General features: G+C 73.1%; 13 protein-coding genes. 3 read left to right on the forward strand and 10 right to left on the reverse strand.

The window, feature by feature from the left end:
- Positions 1 to 33 precede the first annotated feature (33 nt).
- Positions 34 to 1,029: a L,D-transpeptidase gene (locus tag K7472_RS07120; RefSeq protein WP_222975281.1), complete on the forward strand. Its 996-nt coding sequence runs from the start codon at positions 34 to 36 to the stop codon at positions 1,027 to 1,029.
- Between the two features lie 59 nt (positions 1,030 to 1,088).
- Here the strand turns inward: K7472_RS07120 and K7472_RS07125 are convergent, their stop codons facing one another.
- From K7472_RS07125 to K7472_RS07145, 5 genes are all read right to left on the reverse strand, one after another.
- Positions 1,089 to 1,772, reverse strand: coding sequence for a cytochrome b/b6 domain-containing protein (locus K7472_RS07125; protein ID WP_222975147.1), 684 nt, complete (start codon positions 1,770 to 1,772; stop codon positions 1,089 to 1,091).
- Entirely contained in the window at positions 1,756 to 2,472 is a 717-nt protein-coding gene (locus tag K7472_RS07130; protein ID WP_252395162.1) for a molybdopterin-dependent oxidoreductase, read from the reverse strand. Before K7472_RS07130 ends, K7472_RS07125 begins: the two co-directional genes overlap by 17 nt.
- A 314-nt stretch (positions 2,473 to 2,786) precedes the next feature.
- On the reverse strand, positions 2,787 to 4,004 hold the full coding sequence (locus K7472_RS07135) for an SPFH domain-containing protein (RefSeq protein WP_222975152.1): 1,218 nt from the start codon (positions 4,002 to 4,004) through the stop codon (positions 2,787 to 2,789).
- 100 nt (positions 4,005 to 4,104) lie between these two features.
- Positions 4,105 to 5,079, reverse strand: a complete 975-nt coding sequence (locus tag K7472_RS07140; protein ID WP_222975154.1) for a helix-turn-helix transcriptional regulator — start codon at positions 5,077 to 5,079, stop codon at positions 4,105 to 4,107.
- A 64-nt stretch (positions 5,080 to 5,143) separates the two neighbouring features.
- Positions 5,144 to 6,055: a S1 family peptidase gene (locus K7472_RS07145; protein WP_308013796.1), complete on the reverse strand. Its 912-nt coding sequence runs from the start codon at positions 6,053 to 6,055 to the stop codon at positions 5,144 to 5,146.
- 641 nt (positions 6,056 to 6,696) lie between these two features.
- On the opposite strand from K7472_RS07145, the gene K7472_RS07150 reads away from it, so the two are divergent.
- A complete protein-coding gene (locus K7472_RS07150) occupies positions 6,697 to 7,143 on the forward strand; it encodes a cell division protein SepF (protein ID WP_222975156.1) in 447 nt (148 codons plus the stop codon).
- Between the two features lie 53 nt (positions 7,144 to 7,196).
- Here the strand turns inward: K7472_RS07150 and K7472_RS07155 are convergent, their stop codons facing one another.
- Both K7472_RS07155 and K7472_RS07160 read right to left on the reverse strand, forming a co-directional pair.
- A complete protein-coding gene (locus K7472_RS07155) occupies positions 7,197 to 8,384 on the reverse strand; it encodes an acyl-CoA dehydrogenase family protein (protein ID WP_222975158.1) in 1,188 nt (395 codons plus the stop codon).
- Positions 8,385 to 8,588: 204 nt separating this feature from the next.
- Positions 8,589 to 10,334 carry an MFS transporter gene (locus tag K7472_RS07160; RefSeq protein WP_222975160.1) on the reverse strand — a complete coding sequence of 582 codons (1,746 nt, stop codon included), beginning with the start codon at positions 10,332 to 10,334 and terminating at the stop codon, positions 8,589 to 8,591.
- A 619-nt stretch (positions 10,335 to 10,953) separates the two neighbouring features.
- Here K7472_RS07160 and K7472_RS07165 point away from each other — a divergent pair.
- Positions 10,954 to 11,973, forward strand: a complete 1,020-nt coding sequence (locus K7472_RS07165) for a phosphatase PAP2 family protein (RefSeq protein ID WP_222975162.1) — start codon at positions 10,954 to 10,956, stop codon at positions 11,971 to 11,973.
- 123 nt (positions 11,974 to 12,096) lie between these two features.
- Here the strand turns inward: K7472_RS07165 and K7472_RS07170 are convergent, their stop codons facing one another.
- The 3 genes from K7472_RS07170 to exaC form a co-directional block, all read right to left on the reverse strand.
- Positions 12,097 to 12,312: a proteinase inhibitor I78 gene (locus K7472_RS07170; RefSeq protein WP_222975164.1), complete on the reverse strand. Its 216-nt coding sequence runs from the start codon at positions 12,310 to 12,312 to the stop codon at positions 12,097 to 12,099.
- Positions 12,313 to 12,607: 295 nt separating this feature from the next.
- Entirely contained in the window at positions 12,608 to 13,036 is a 429-nt protein-coding gene (locus tag K7472_RS07175; RefSeq protein ID WP_222975166.1) for a DUF779 domain-containing protein, read from the reverse strand.
- A complete protein-coding gene (gene exaC / locus K7472_RS07180; protein ID WP_222975168.1) occupies positions 13,036 to 14,559 on the reverse strand; it encodes an acetaldehyde dehydrogenase ExaC in 1,524 nt (507 codons plus the stop codon). The genes K7472_RS07175 and exaC overlap by 1 nt, the downstream gene beginning before the upstream one ends.
- Between the last annotated feature and the right edge of the window lie 21 nt (positions 14,560 to 14,580).

The raw sequence follows: 14,580 nt of genomic DNA on the forward strand, positions 1-14,580 counted from the left end.
TGTACCTGACGAAGTGACGTGAGTGGAGCAAGAGTGGGGCGGATCAAGCGCAGCATCGGGGTCGCACTGATGGCGGGTGCCGTGCTGGCAACCGCCAGCGCGTGTGGCGGCAATGCCTCGGCGACCGGAACGGACGGGAAGAACGCGCAGGCGGCTGCGAGCAGTGGCGTGAGCCACAGCCCCAGCGCCAAGCCGTCGCCGACGCGTCCGGCGGGGCCGCCGATGCTGCTGGACACGATCGAACCCGAGGACGGGACCACGGTGGGTGTGGCGATGCCCATATCCGTGGACTTCAGCACGCCGGTCGCCACCTCGGCCCGGGCGAACGTCGAGAAGCACCTGAAGATCACCACCTCGACGCCGGTCACCGGCGCGTGGCACTGGTTCAGCAGCACCCGGGTCGACTTCCGGCCTAAGCAGTACTGGACCCCGGGCACCAAGGTCAGCCTGGACGCCGCGCTGACCAACGTGCCGGACGGCAACGGCCGTTACGGCACGCACGACTACAAGCACAGCTTCACCATCGGCCAGGACATCGAGGCCAAGGTCTCCGTCCCGGGCCACAGCATGACGGTCACCAACGCCGGCAAGACCGTGCGGACCATGCCGATCGACGCGGGCAGCCCGCAGTTCCCCTCGTGGGACGGCACCATGGCCGTGATGGACAAGGCCCGTGAGGTCCGGATGACCTCGTGCAGCGTGGGCATCACCTGCGACAAGAGCAACCCGAACTTCTACGACCTGACCCTGCCGTGGGACGTGCAGCTGACCACCTCGGGCACCTACGTCCACTACTCGACGGGCGACCCGTCCCCGGGTCACAGCTACGGCTCGCACGGCTGCGTGCACCTGTCGTACTCGGACGCCGAGTGGTTCTACAACTACGTGCAGCAGGGCGTCCCGATCACCATCACCGGCTCCCCGCGCGGCGACGCCGCCGGTGACAACGGCTACGCGGACTTCAACGTCTCCTGGACCGACTGGCTGTCGTCCAGCGGCTCCGGCGAGTTCACCACCAGCGCTTCCTGACGCTCCTCACGGACGCCCGGACGCACCGGCCCACGGCAGGCCCCGGGCGGCGGTTCCCCTCAGCGGGGGTCGTCGCCCGGGGCCTGCCGCGTGTCCGGGGCGCGGTGCTCGCGTTCCCACAACGGATGCTCCCTGCGGGCCCAGGCGCGGGAGACCCAGCCGGTGCGCAGGCCGCGGCGGGCCTCCGGGTCGCGGACCGCCATCCAGACGTGGCCCGCCACCAGCACGCCGATGACCAGCGCCAGCCAGTCGTGCACGAAGGTCGACCCGGTGCGCCACACCAGCGGGGTCAGCGACGGGAACCACATGACGATCCCGGTGCCCAGCATCACCAGCACCGCGCCCGCCACGAACGCCGCGTACAGCTTCTGCCCGGCGTTGAACTTGCCCGCCGGACGCGGCCCCGGCACCCGGCGCAGCACCCGGCCGATCCAGCGCCGGTCGTGCACGCCGAAGCGGTTGAGCCGTCCCAGGTCGGCGCGGTAGGCGCGGGAGACGAGACCGGCCAGCAGCGGCAGCGGCAGGAGCACCCCCGACCACTCGTGCACGGTCACCAACAGCCTGCGCCTGCCGACCAGTTCGGCCAGCGCGGGCAGGTAGAGGAAGGCCGCGGTGACGATCGCGGTGCCCATCAGCGCGGCGGTGACCCGGTGGATCCACCGCTCGGCGGGCGTGAAGCGGCGCAACTCGCCTGCTGCGGAACGCTCTTCGGGCGTCCGCCGCGGGTCACGAGGTGGGGGCATCGTCGCGTCCGTTCGACCGGCCGACCCAGGCGTCGACGTCGTAGCCGTAGTGCTCCCAGTAACCGGGGATCACCTGATCGGTCACGGTGATCCCGGACAGCCACTTGGCCGACTTGTAGAAGTACATCGGCGCCGCGTACAGCCGCACCGGCCCGCCGTGCGCGGCGGTCACCGGCTTGTCGTCCATCCCGTAGGCGACCAGCATGTCGGGGCGCCTGGCCTGGTCCAGCGTGAGGCTCTCGCTGTAGACCCCGTCGAAGCAGGTGAAGCGCAGCGCCTTGGCGCCCGGCTTCACCCCGGCCGCGTCCAGCAGGTCCGACAGCCGCACGCCGGTGAACGCGTAGTGCGGAACGCGCCAGCCGGTCACGCACTGCACGTCCCGCACCAGCCGGGTGGGACGCATCGCCCGCAGCTGCGCCAGGCTGTACGTGGCCGGGTGCTCGACCAGGCCGTCGACGGTGAGGCGGTAGGCCGCGTCGGAGCGGTGCGGGATGGAGTCGGAGACCGAGTAGAAGCGGAATCCGCCGCCACCGGGCAGCAGACCGCTCAGCCCGGTGGGGTCCTTGGAGGCGATCGAGGCCAGCAGGTTGTCGAGGCCGTTCTGCAGGTAACCGCCGGCGGCGACCCCGGCCGCGCCCAGCCCGAGCATGCCGAGCACCACCCGCCGCCCGACGGGCGCGCCCTCGCCGTCCTCCACCATGTCCCGATTCGACCACCCTCTCCCCCACCTCGACATCCTCCTCGGGCGGACGTCAGCCTTCCGTAAGGCTTGTGGTCGCGCCCACGAGGCAGGGAGTGACGGTGCGCGGGTCCCAACGCGCCGAGGGCCGTACGCGCGAGCGCTCGCGCGTACGGCCCTCGGCGGGTGGGGGGATCCGCGATGGTTCGAGGGGTTACGGACCTGTGCGGTGTCATGCCGATCGGCGTGGCTGAGTTTCCCAATCCGGCGCGAGGCGGCGCAAGACGCAACCTGTGAAAAACCTGTGATGGAGACCGGGTGAAGACGGGCCGGGCTCAAGCCTCGGGAGGCCGCCCGGTGACCGGATCGGTGCGGTCCGCCGGGTCGACCGGCGGCAGCGGGTCGGGCGGCGGCACCGGCGGGGCGGACGGCCCGGTCCCCGGCGGCTCCTGGGGCTCGACGGGGTTGACGGGGTTGACCGGGTCCACGGGGTCGCGCAGTTCGGGAACGTCCTCGAAGGCACCGAGCCCCTCGCCAGGACCGGCGCCGTCCTCGTCGCCCTCTCCCGGGGCCGGTCCGAGCGCGGCGGCGGCCGGGTCGGTCGACTCGCGCAGGGCGGGATCGCCGAGCGCGGGATCGAGGAAGGGGCCGGGGCCGAGGTCGGTACCGAGGGCCGGATCCGCGCCCTGGGCCGGGTCCGCGTTCAAGGCCGGGTCCGTGTCCTCGGCGGCGGGAGCGACGGCATCCGCAGGAGCCGGGCCACGGGCCGGGGCGGGCGGTTCCTGCTGCTGGAGCGGCTGGTTCTGTGCCGCCCGCTCCAGGAAGCGCAGCAGTTCCACCGGGAACGGCAGCACCAGCGTGGAGTTCTTCTCGGCCGCGACCGCGGTCACCGTCTGGAGCAGCCGCAGCTGGAGGGCGGCCGGCTCGTGGGCCATCGCGGCGGCGGCCTCGGCGAGCTTGCGGGAGGCCTGGAGCTCGGCGTCGGCGTTGATCACCCGGGCGCGGCGGTCCCGGGCCGCCTCCGCCTGGCGGGCCATCGAGCGCTTCATGCTCTCCGGCAGCGACACGTCCTTGATCTCGACCCGGTCGATCTGCACGCCCCAGCCCAGCGCCGGGCTGTCGATCATCAGCGCCAGGCCCTCGTTGAGCTTCTCGCGGTTGGACAGCAGGTCGTCCAGGTCGCTCTTGCCGATGATGGACCGCAGCGAGGTCTGCGCGACCTGGAGCACCGCGAAGCGGTAGTCCTCGACGTTGATGACGGCGTCCACGGGGTGGATGACCTTGAAGTAGACCACCGCGTCCACCCGGACGGTGACGTTGTCGCGGGTGATGCCCTCCTGGGACGGGATGGGCAGGGTCACGATCTGCATGTTGACCTTGACCAGCCGGTCGACCCCGGGGACGACCAGCTTGAACCCGGGCGGGCGCACCTCGGACCGCAACCGGCCGAGCCGGAAGACCAGTCCGCGTTCGTACTGTTTGACCACCCGGGCGCCCGCCAGGAGGTACACGGCGCCGAATGACAGCACCGCCGCCACCACGTCAACGATCATCACTGCCCCCTGCCGGGCCGATAGCGCACGTGGGCACCGCGGGCGGCGGACCCGCCCACGGGATGTCCTGTTTTCACCGTACGCCCCGGTACCGTCGCCGTCAGGTGGCCGACGCGTCCCGTCCGTCGGGGGCGGCGCGCAGCAGCCGCTCGGCGACCTCGCGCAGCCGCGGCGCCAGCTCCGGCGGCTCGTGGATCTCGAACTCGACGCCGAAGAGCGCGATGTAGACGGCGAGCGCGTCCAACGAGGCGAAGCCGGTGCGCAGCACGCAGCGGGTGTCGTCGACCGCCTCGACGGTGGCGGTCCCCTGCGTGGTGTACTCCGCGATCCGCTCGGCGGGCGCGTACAGGGTCACCACCGCCTGGTGCCGGTAGACGCCCGAGGTCACCCCGCGTGCCACGTACGCGGCGGCGTCCCGCGGCGGCTCGCGCGGGGTGAATCGCAGGCCCGTCGGGACCCTGGGGGCCATCCGGTCGACCCGGAAGGTGCGCCAGTCGTCGCGTTCGGTGTCCCAGGCCAGCAGGTACCAGCGGCGGGCGAGGTGCACCAGGCGGTACGGCTCCACCTCCCGCCTGCCGACCCGCCCGTCGTGGCCGGTGTAGCCGAACCGCAGGCGCTCGTGGTCCCGGCAGGCGGCGCCGATCGCGGTGAGCACGGCCTGTGCCACGGTGGGGGCGCCCTCCTGCTGCGAGACCGCGATCGCCTCGGTGGCCTGCACCCGGTGCCGCAGCCGGGAGGGCAGCACCTGCTCCAGCTTGGCCAGCGCCCGGGTCGCGGTCTCCGCCATCCCGGCCACCCCGCCGCTCGCCCCGGTGCGCAGGCACAGGGCGACGGCCACCGCCTCCTCGTCGTCCAGCAGCAGCGGGGGCAGCTCCGCGCCGGCGCCCAGCCGGTAGCCGCCCGCGGTGCCGGAGGTGGCGTGCACCGGGTAGCCGAGGCCGCGCAGCCGGTCCACGTCGCGCCGGACCGTGCGGGTGGTCACCTCCAGGCGTTCGGCGAGCTGCGCGCCGGACCACTCGCGGCGAGCCTGGAGCAGCGAGAGCAGGCGCAGCAGTCGGGCGGAGGTCTCCAGCATGGGCCCATGCTGCCATCTCTCGCGGACAGAGCCGGTCCGCGAGCGTGGACCGGCAGGCGGACGCTCAGTCCAGGCTCACGCCGTAGCGCGCGAGGGCGGCGGTGACCGGCTGGTAGTACGTCGTGCCGCCGGTCGCGCAGTCGCCGTTGCCGCCGGAGGTCAGGCCCAGCGCGGTGTCGCCCGCGACGAGCGGCCCGCCGCTGTCACCCGGCTCGGCGCACACGTCGGTCTGGATCAGCCCGGTCACCACGTCGCCGTCGCCGTAGTCCACGCTGACGTCCAGCGCGGTGACGGTGCCCCAGCGCACCCCGCTGCTGCTGCCGGCACGCGCGACGCGTTCGCCGACGCGGGGCTCGCCCGCGCGGACGACGACGCGGCCGTCGACCGTGGTGCGCGGGGCCTGCCGGGCGGGCCCTTCGGCGCGCACCAGCGCGTAGTCGTGCCCGGGGTAGGCCCAGGCAGCCGTCGTGCCGATCCTGACGGTGCGTTCGGCGTCCGCGTACCAGGTGCGCGCGGCGCGGCCGCAGTGCCCGGCGGTCAGGAAGTACCGGGCGCCGCCACGCCGTACGCCGAACCCGAACGAGCAGCGGTACCCGGCGCCGTAGACCGCGCCGCCGCCGGTGGGCACGGGGGCGAGCACTCCGGCGGCACGCTCGATGCGGACCGCGCCGCCGAACCGGGCGGTCCCGGCGCGCAGCCTCGCGAGCTGGTCGGGGCGGACCCGGGCGTCGGCGGTCACCACGAGCTGTCCGGTCGCGGGGTCGCCGCTCCAGGCGGTGCCGGGTATGCCCAGCGCCCGTACCGCGGCGGCGACCGCGCCGAGCCCGGCGGCGGCGTACCGCGCGGCGCCCGCGGCCGGGACCCCCACGACCGCCCCGGTGGCCAGCAGCGCGGCGGTCGCGGCGGCGGCGACGCGGCGGCCGGCCGGGGCGGGGTGGTCGCGGGGTCCGGTGCGCGGGGGATGGCGTGGGATCACTCTGGGCCTCCTCGGCGATGCGGAGGGTCACTGCCGCAGGAGTATTCAGACCACCGGGGGCGTCGTACAAGGGCGCCCCCTCGGGCGCGCGGCCGCAGGGGCGGCGCACCGGCGCGGCGCGCATCCCGCGCGGCGGGCCGAACGCCGCGGTCCTGCGCCAGGTGCCCGACGTCGCCGACTGAGCCTCCGTCAGGACCGGGACGATCAGGCCGTCGTAGGGGGTGGCGACCCGGGCGGGCCGAGCGTGGTCGTCGCGCGGCGCCAGGCACAGGCCGCACAGATGGGCCGGCCGTCCACGAGGTCGCGAGTCCTTCGGAGAGCCGATGACGGCACGGCCTGACGATCCCGAACAACTCTCCCTCAGCGCGTTTCGGCCACGACCGGCGGGTCATATTACCTGTCCGGGCCCTGGGCCGGACGGCGGCGCTCATTCACTCTCCCGTGCGTCACCGACCGAATTTTTTTTCCATGGCCCGTCACCTTCCGTATTCCGCCTGCCACCTGACGTGTCGCCACCCGCGCCTGTGCACCAGAACCGTCACGAAACCGTGATGTCAAGGGTTTCCGCTTGGCGCATCATCAGCATCATGGACGACCATAGGAGGGCGGACGGTACAGACCGCACGTGAGAGGAGGCGTCCATGGGTTCGGTGCGTAAGGCCAGCGCTTGGCTGGGACTCGTCGACGACAGCGGCGACGAGCGGTACTACGACGAGGAGTACACGGACTACGCCGAGGGACCGGTGCCCAGTGACGCCTGGGTGACCGACCCGCGGGTGCGGGTGGCCGCCGACGCGGCGCAGGAGACCGGCCGCCGGATCGCCACCGTGACCCCGGACGGGTTCCGGGACGCGCGTGGCATCGGCGAGTTGTTCCGCGACGGCGTCCCGGTGATCGTCAACCTGACCGCGATGGAGTCGTCCGACGCCAAGCGCGTCGTGGACTTCGCGGCCGGGCTGACCTTCGGACTGCGCGGCGACATCGAGCGCGTCGCCAACCGGGTCTTCCTGCTCACCCCGGCCGAGTACACCGTGGTCAGCGGGGAGAGCGCGGGCCGCGCCTCGGACGGCTTCTTCAACCAGAGTTGACCGGGGCGCGCCCCGCCGCCGGGCGATCAGCGCCGCCCGGCGGAAGGCGTCGGTCAGCGGAAGGCGTCGAGGCCGGTCAGCGCCTTGCCCAGCACCAGCTGGTGCATCTCGACCGTGCCCTCGTAGGTGAGCACCGACTCCAGGTTGGTGGCGTGCCGCATCACCGGGTACTCCAGCGAGATCCCGTTGGCGCCGAGGATCGTGCGCGCGGTGCGGCAGATCTCGATGGCCTCGCGCACGTTGTTGAGCTTGCCGAAGCTGACCTGCTCCGGGCGCAGCCGCCCGGCGTCCATACGGCGGCCGAGGTGGTGGGCGAGCAGGATGCCCTTGTGCAGTTCCACCGCCATGTCGGCGAGCTTGGCCTGGGTGAGCTGGAAGCCGCCGATCGGGCGGCCGAACTGCTCGCGGGTGGTGGCGTACTCCAGCGCCGCCTCGAAGCTGGCGCGCGCGGCGCCCATCGCGCCCCACACGATCCCGTACCGCGCGTGGCTCAGGCAGCTCAAGGGGCCGCGCAGGCCGGTGCCCTCGGGCAGCACGGCGTCGGCCGGCAACCGTACGTCGTCCAGGACCAGTTCGCTGGTGACCGAGGCGCGCAGGCTCCACTTGTGCTTGATCTCCGGGGCGGAGAAACCGGGGGCGTCGGCCGGGACGACGAAGCCCCTGATGCCCTCGTCGGTGCGGGCCCAGACCACGGCGACCCCGGCCACCGAGCCGTTGGTGATCCACATCTTGCGGCCGTTGATCACCCAGTCGCCGCCGTCGCGCTTGGCGTAGGTGGTCATGCCCGCGGGGTCGGAGCCGTGGTCCGGCTCAGTCAGGCCGAAGCAGCCGATGACCTCGCCGGAGGCCATCCGCGGCAGCCACGCGTTCTTCTGCTCCTCGGAGCCGAAGCGGTGGATCGCGTACATGGCCAGCGAGCCCTGCACCGACACCAGTGAGCGGATGCCGGAGTCGGCGGCCTCCAGCTCCAGGCAGGCCAGCCCGTACTGCACGGCGGAGGCACCGGCGCAGCCGTAGCCGGTCAGCGACATCCCGAGCGCCCCGATCGAGCCGAGTTCACGGGCGAGCTCGCGGATGCCGGGCAGCTCGCCGCGTTCGTACCAGTCGGCGACGTGCGGCAGCACCCGGTCGGCGGCCCAGCGGCGCACGGTGTCGCGCACCGCGAGGTCCTCGTCGCTCAGCAGGTCGTCGATGCCGAGCGGGTCGCGCGGGTCGAAGGACGGCAGTCCACTGCCACTCATGACGGGCCTCCGCTTTCGGTCACGGCCCGCGGCCGCCCGGCGCCCTGCCGCCGGACGATCATCGCAGGTCGTCGCCGACGCTACGGGCCTGGCCGGGCGGCGTAAAGCCCTTCGGGACACGGGTCGCGGGCGTCACACGGCCCGCACGGCTCCCGTCTGCCGACAGACCCCCGCGCGTCACACCGGTCGCACGGACCGCGCCCCTCACACCGCCCGGCCGGCCGCCTGCGGCTCGCGCGGGGCGGGCACCTCGACGGCCTCCGCGTCGCGCGCGCCCCGGGCCGCCTCGTCCTCCTCGCACGCCGCGCCGTCGAACGCCCTGGGCAGCCGCAGCGCGGCCACCGCCCCGGCCAGCAGCAGCACGGCGCTGACGACCAGGGTGACGTGCAGCCCGTGGACGAACGCGTGCCGGGCCGCCGCGCGCAGGGTCTGGCCGGTGCGGCCGCCGAGCCGGTCGGCCAGGTCGTACGCCTCTCCCAGCGAGCGTCCGGCGCTCGCGCTGTCGGCGGCGGGCACGCCGGGCAGGTGCCGCAGGCCCGGGGTGTAGACCGCGTTCATCACGGAGCCCAGCAGCGCGATGCCGATGCCGGCGCCCAGCTGGTACGAGGTCTCGCCGATCGCCGCCGCACCGCCCGAGCAGCCCGCCGGGGCCTCGCTGAGCATGGACTCGTAGGAGCCGAACAACGTGGTCTCCAGGCCGAATCCGAGTGCCACGAACGCGCCGGTCAGCAGCCACGGCCGGTCCTGTTCGCCCGTCGCGGTCAGGGCGAGCACGGCGGACGCGGTCAGCAGGAAGCCGCCGCAGACCATCGCGCGCGGCCCGAAGCGGCGCAGGGTGCGCGAGCCGGTGAGCCCGGCGGCCATGGCGGCGAAGGTCAGCGGGAGCAGCCGCAGTCCGGTGTCGACGGGCGGGAGGTCCAGCACCAGCTGGAGGTACTGCACGGCGATCAGTTCCAGCCCGACGAGCGCCAGCATGGCCAGCACGATGCAGCCGACCGAGGTGCCGAACGCGGGCCTGGCGAACATCGTGACGTCCACCAGCGGGTGCCGCAGCCCGCGCTGGCGGCGGACGAAGAGCCACAGCAGGGCCGTCCCGGCGAGCAGCGGGACCAGCGCGACCGGGGAGAGCGGCGAGAGCCCGGCGCCCAGTTCCTTGACGCCGACGACGGCGCCGAGGATGCCGAGCGCGGCCATGAGGGCGCCCAGCACGTCCCACGGCCCGTCCCGGTCACCGGTGGACTCCGGCACCAGGCGCCGGGCGAACGGCCAGATGACCGCCATCAGCGGGATGTTGATCAGGAAGACCGAGCCCCACCAGAAGTGCTCGACGAGGAAGCCGCCGAGCACCGGCCCCACCGCGGCGCCGACCGCGGCCACCGCGGACCACACGCCGATGGCGACGGCCCGCTCGCGCCGGTCGGGGAAGACCTGGCGGACGATCGACAGCGTCGCGGGCATGATCATGGCGCCGCCGACGCCCAGCAGCGCCCGGGCGCCTATCAGCACCGCGGGGCTCCCGGCGAGCGCGGCGATCCCGGAGGCGGCGGCGAACAGCGCGTACCCCAGCAGCAGCACCCGGCGGCGGCCGACCCGGTCGCCGAGGGTGCCGAAGAGGATCAGCAGGGCGGCGGCGGCCAGCGGGTAGACGTCGACGATCCACAGCAGTTCGACGGCGCCCGGTCGCAGGCTCTCGGTGAGCGAGGGCACCGCGACGTGCAGCACGGTCGCGTCCAGGGCGACGAACAGCAGGCTCACGCAGAGCACGACCAGGACGGTCCAGCGGTTGGCGGGAGAACCGGCCGGGCCGAGTCTGGCGTGCCGTCCGCGCCGCCGTGCCGTGTCGCGGGGCCCTCCGGCCGTGCCGGGCCGCCGGGTGGGGCCGGGCCGCCGGTCGTCCTCCGGGACGGCGGCGGTCGTGGTCCGACCGCCGGCCGTGGTCGTCCCGGTCATCCGTGCACCTCCGCTGTGTTCGCTCGCTCCGGGCGATTCGTGGGGGCGGCGAGCGGGCGGCCCCGTCGGGCCCGGTGGGGATCGGCGAGTGAGCGGCCAGGGTACGCGAGTCCGCGTCGCCGTCAGGGGTTCCGGCGGTCCCGGGCCCTGTGCGGCCGGGCCGTCGCGGCGTCCGCCGAGCGTGTGACGCCAGTGGCGTTCGTCACACCGGCGCGGCCACCGGGACGTCACCGGGCGGCCGCCGGGACGACGCGCCGCCGTTACCGATCTTGAAACGGAACGACACGAAGCCCCGTAACCTGATGCGACGTCAGGGAGTGAGTTGGCGCCGGGAATGTCCGGCCGCACAATTCACAGGATTCTCCGGAGGAAAGCCGGGAAGGAAAGCCGGGGGCTTCGACCGGCCCTTCACCGGCCGACGTTCGGGGGAAGTGGAAAATGTGAGAAGGCCGACACGGCGTGACAGTTGCCACATCACATCGTCATCACGAAGAGGCTTCTACGGCCGAACACACCCGTCACACGCTGTAACGTCGATTGAGTGCGTACCGACCGAATCGTCGCCCACTCGGAGCAGGAGCGAGGACAGGAGCGACCGAACGACCGCGAGGTCCCGGGCATGAGCCGAACACGCCGCGTGCTGTTCGGCACCACGCTGGTGGCCTACGCGGCAATCGTCGTGGCCGTACTGGCCAGTACGCCACTCGTGTCGCTGGACTGGCAGGTCATGCTCTTCCGGCCGTACAAGCAGTGGCCCCAGTACCACGCCTTCCTGGACTACTTCGTGGTCCTCGGGCAGCGCGGACCGACCGCGGTGATGGTGGCCGCCTGGCTCGGCTGGCGCACCTGGAAGCAGCGCTCCCTGCGTCCGCTGCTGATCCTCGGCACCTCGCTGCTGCTGCTCAACGTCACGGTGGGCTCGGTGAAGTACGGGCTGGGACGTCTCGGCCCGCACTACGCGACCACCATCGGATCGGCCGAGCTCTTCCGCGGCGGGGACATATTCCCGTCCGGGCACACCGCGAACGCGGTGGTGACCTGGGGTGTGCTGGCGTACCTGGCGACCACGCCGCTGGCCCGCCGGATCGGCTCGGTGGTCAGCGCGATGCTGGCGATGGGCGTCGGCATGACGACGATCTACCTCGGCACCCACTGGGTGAGCGACGTGCTGAGCGGCTGGTGCGCGGGCCTGGTGGTGCTGCTGGCGCTGCCGTGGTTCGAGCCGCTGGTGGCCCGTGCCGAGGAGTGGCTGCTGGGCCTGCTGGCCCGGCTGCGGCCCCGCACGGCGGTCGCACCGGCCGGGGCGCCCGCCGCCGATCCCGGGATCCTGGTCCCGCCGCGCGGCGTGTCCGAGGACCCGGGCGGCGTGCGCGAGCCGGTCCCCGCGGCGGTGGCGGCCACTGCCGCGGCCCCCGCGCCCACCGCTTCGTCCACCGTCCGGCCGCCGTCGATCGTGCCCCTGGTACCCCCGGTGGCCCCGGCGCGCGGCGGTACGCACCACGGCGTGCGCGGCTACGGGCAGCGCTACGACCGGGCAGCGGTCACCGCGTCCGGCGCCAACCGCCGGGTGCACGGCGAGCGTCCGGTGCGCCAGACCCCGCCGCCGGTCCAGGCGGCCCGCCGGGGAACGCCGGGCTGAACCGGGCCCCGCCAGGACGCGGGAGCCGCTGAGAACGAACGGGCCGGCGGCCCGCGGGACGGTACGCACGTCCCCGCGGGCCGCCGGCCCGTTTCTCGTGTCCGGTACGAAAAGCCGCGGCGGTCAGCCCTGCCAGCAGCGGGCCACCACGCCGTCCCTGACGGTGAAGTTCAGCCGCCCCGCCACGTACTCCATCGTGATGACCGAGTCGGGCGGCAGCGGCCGCACGGTGGTCCAGCCGTGTTCCACCGCCCGCCGCCCGGCCTCCTCCACGGGGAGGCCGACGTACGCGTCGGTGCTGTCGTCGGGGGTGGGGCCGGGGCCCGGAACGGGTGCCATACCGTCCACGGTAGGCCGGTTCCCGTCCCAGCGTCACGCTTCGGTCACAGTGCGCGGTGCGGAGTTTGACATTCCGGCTTCACTCGAACGTGGCGTTCCAGACCGCCAGGAAGACCAGCGCGGCACTTTGCCGAATTTCCTCCGGACAGGACGTCTTCCCGTTACACGCAACGGTTTTCCGGGGCCGATACGGATAACCCCGGAAAACCTCCCCGAGGAATTGACGAAATGCCAACCGGAAGTCCGGGACGCCGTCGCACAACTCCTCCACACGGCCTCCCCGTTGTTCACGTGTTCACAATATCGACCGATCGTCTTCCCGGCCCGTACCGCCGTCCGAGGCCCGCCCGAGCGCCGTCAGCTCCTCGTCGGTCAGCAGCCGGGACCGGATCAGGAAGCGGTTTCCGGTGGGCGCCTCCAGGGAGAAGCCACTGCCGCGTCCGGGCACCACGTCGATGGTGAGAAAGGTGTGGCTCCAGTACGCGAACTGGTCGCGCGCCATCCAGACCGGCACCGGATCGAGCCCGTCCACCGCCAGTTCCCCCAGCAGCACGTCCGCCTCCCCGACCAGGAACTCCCCCGCCGGGTAGCACATGGGCGAACTGCCGTCGCAACAGCCGCCGGACTGGTGGAACATCAGCGGACCATGGACGCGCGCCAGCTCGCGCAGCAGGGCGGCCGCCGCGTCCGTGACGCCCACCCGCCGGTGGGACCCGGCCGCCATCAGAACAGCCCGGAGCCCGATCGGGCATAGCTGACCAGCAGGTTCTTGGTCTGCTGGTAGTGGTCGAGCACCATGCGGTGGCCCTCGCGCCCGATGCCGGAGTTCTTGTAGCCGCCGAACGCGGCGTGCGCCGGGTAGGCGTGGTAGCAGTTGGTCCACACCCGGCCCGCCTGGATCGCCCGGCCCGCGCGGTAGGCCCGGTGGACGTCCCGCGTCCACACGCCCGCGCCGAGGCCGTAGAGCGTGTCGTTGGCGATGGCCATCGCGTCGTCGAAGCCGTCGAAGCGGGTCACCGCGACGACCGGGCCGAAGATCTCCTCCTGGAAGATCCGCATGCCGTTGTCGCCCTCGAAGACGGTGGGCGCCACGTAGTAGCCGCCGGACAGCGCGCCGCCGAGGTCGACGCGTTCGCCACCGGTGAGCAGCTTGGCGCCCTCGGCCCGGCCGATCTCGATGTAGGAGAGGATCTTCTCCAGCTGGTCGTTGCTGGCCTGGGCACCGATCATCGTGGCGGTGTCCAGCGGGTGGCCCTGCCGGATGGCGCGGGTGCGCTCCAGCGCGTCGCCGAGGAAGGAGTCGTAGACCGAGGACTGGATGAGCGCGCGGGACGGGCAGGTGCATACCTCGCCCTGGTTGAGGGCGAACATCGCGAAGCCCTCCAGCGCCTTGTCGTAGAACTCGTCGCGGGCGGCGGCGACGTCCTCGAAGAAGACGTTGGGGCTCTTGCCGCCGAGTTCCAGCGTGACGGGGATGATGTTCTGGCTGGCGTACTGCATGATCAGCCGCCCGGTCGTGGTCTCCCCGGTGAAGGCGACCTTGGCGATCCGGGGGCTGGAGGCGAGCGGCTTGCCCGCCTCGACCCCGAAGCCGCTGACCACGTTGACCACGCCCGGCGGCAGCAGGTCGCCGATGAGGTCCATCAGGTGGAGCACGGAGGCGGGGGTCTGCTCGGCGGGCTTGAGCACGACGGCGTTGCCCGCGGCGAGCGCGGGGGCGAGCTTCCAGACCGCCATCAGCAGCGGGAAGTTCCACGGGATGATCTGGCCGACGACGCCCAGCGGTTCGTGGAAGTGGTACGCGACGGTGTCCTCGTCCAGCTGGGACAGGGCGCCTTCCTGGGCGCGGATCGCGGAGGCGAAGTAGCGCAGGTGGTCGGCGGCGAGCGGCAGGTCCGCGGTGAGCGCCTCGCGGATCGGCTTGCCGTTGTCCCACACCTCGGCGACCGCGAGTTCGGTGAGGTGGGCCTCGATCCGGTCGGCGATCGCGCCGAGCACGGCGGCCCGCTCGGCCGGTGCGGTACGGCCCCAGGCGGGCGCGGCGGCGTGCGCGGCGTCCAAGGCGAGGTCGACGTCGGCGGCCGTGGAGCGGGCCACCTCGGTGAAGACCTCACCGGTGACCGGGGTGGGGTTCTCGAAGTAGCGGCCCTCGACCGGCGCCTTCCACTCGCCGCCGATCCAGTTGTCGTAGCGCGGGCGGAAGGTGAGGACACTTCCGGGGGTACCAGGTGCCTGATGCAGCGTCATGCGACCGTCTCCTTGCGGGAG

The sequence above is a fragment of the Streptantibioticus parmotrematis genome, from assembly GCF_019890615.1.
GTDB lineage: Bacteria > Actinomycetota > Actinomycetes > Streptomycetales > Streptomycetaceae > Streptantibioticus_D > Streptantibioticus_D parmotrematis.

Bases quoted from the DNA above. Each gene is read 5' to 3' on its own strand.
- exaC (WP_222975168.1), bottom strand. From the start codon at position 14,559: ATGACGCTGCATCAGGCACCTGGTACCCCCGGAAGTGTCCTCACCTTC.
- K7472_RS07140 (WP_222975154.1), bottom strand. From the start codon at position 5,079: ATGCTGGAGACCTCCGCCCGACTGCTGCGCCTGCTCTCGCTGCTCCAG.
- K7472_RS07130 (WP_252395162.1), bottom strand. From the start codon at position 2,472: ATGGTGGAGGACGGCGAGGGCGCGCCCGTCGGGCGGCGGGTGGTGCTC.
- K7472_RS07175 (WP_222975166.1), bottom strand. From the start codon at position 13,036: ATGGCGGCCGGGTCCCACCGGCGGGTGGGCGTCACGGACGCGGCGGCC.
- K7472_RS07125 (WP_222975147.1), bottom strand. From the start codon at position 1,772: ATGCCCCCACCTCGTGACCCGCGGCGGACGCCCGAAGAGCGTTCCGCA.
- K7472_RS07150 (WP_222975156.1), top strand. From the start codon at position 6,697: ATGGGTTCGGTGCGTAAGGCCAGCGCTTGGCTGGGACTCGTCGACGAC.
- K7472_RS07160 (WP_222975160.1), bottom strand. From the start codon at position 10,334: ATGACCGGGACGACCACGGCCGGCGGTCGGACCACGACCGCCGCCGTC.
- K7472_RS07170 (WP_222975164.1), bottom strand. From the start codon at position 12,312: ATGGCACCCGTTCCGGGCCCCGGCCCCACCCCCGACGACAGCACCGAC.
- K7472_RS07155 (WP_222975158.1), bottom strand. From the start codon at position 8,384: ATGAGTGGCAGTGGACTGCCGTCCTTCGACCCGCGCGACCCGCTCGGC.
- K7472_RS07135 (WP_222975152.1), bottom strand. From the start codon at position 4,004: ATGATCGTTGACGTGGTGGCGGCGGTGCTGTCATTCGGCGCCGTGTAC.
- K7472_RS07165 (WP_222975162.1), top strand. From the start codon at position 10,954: ATGAGCCGAACACGCCGCGTGCTGTTCGGCACCACGCTGGTGGCCTAC.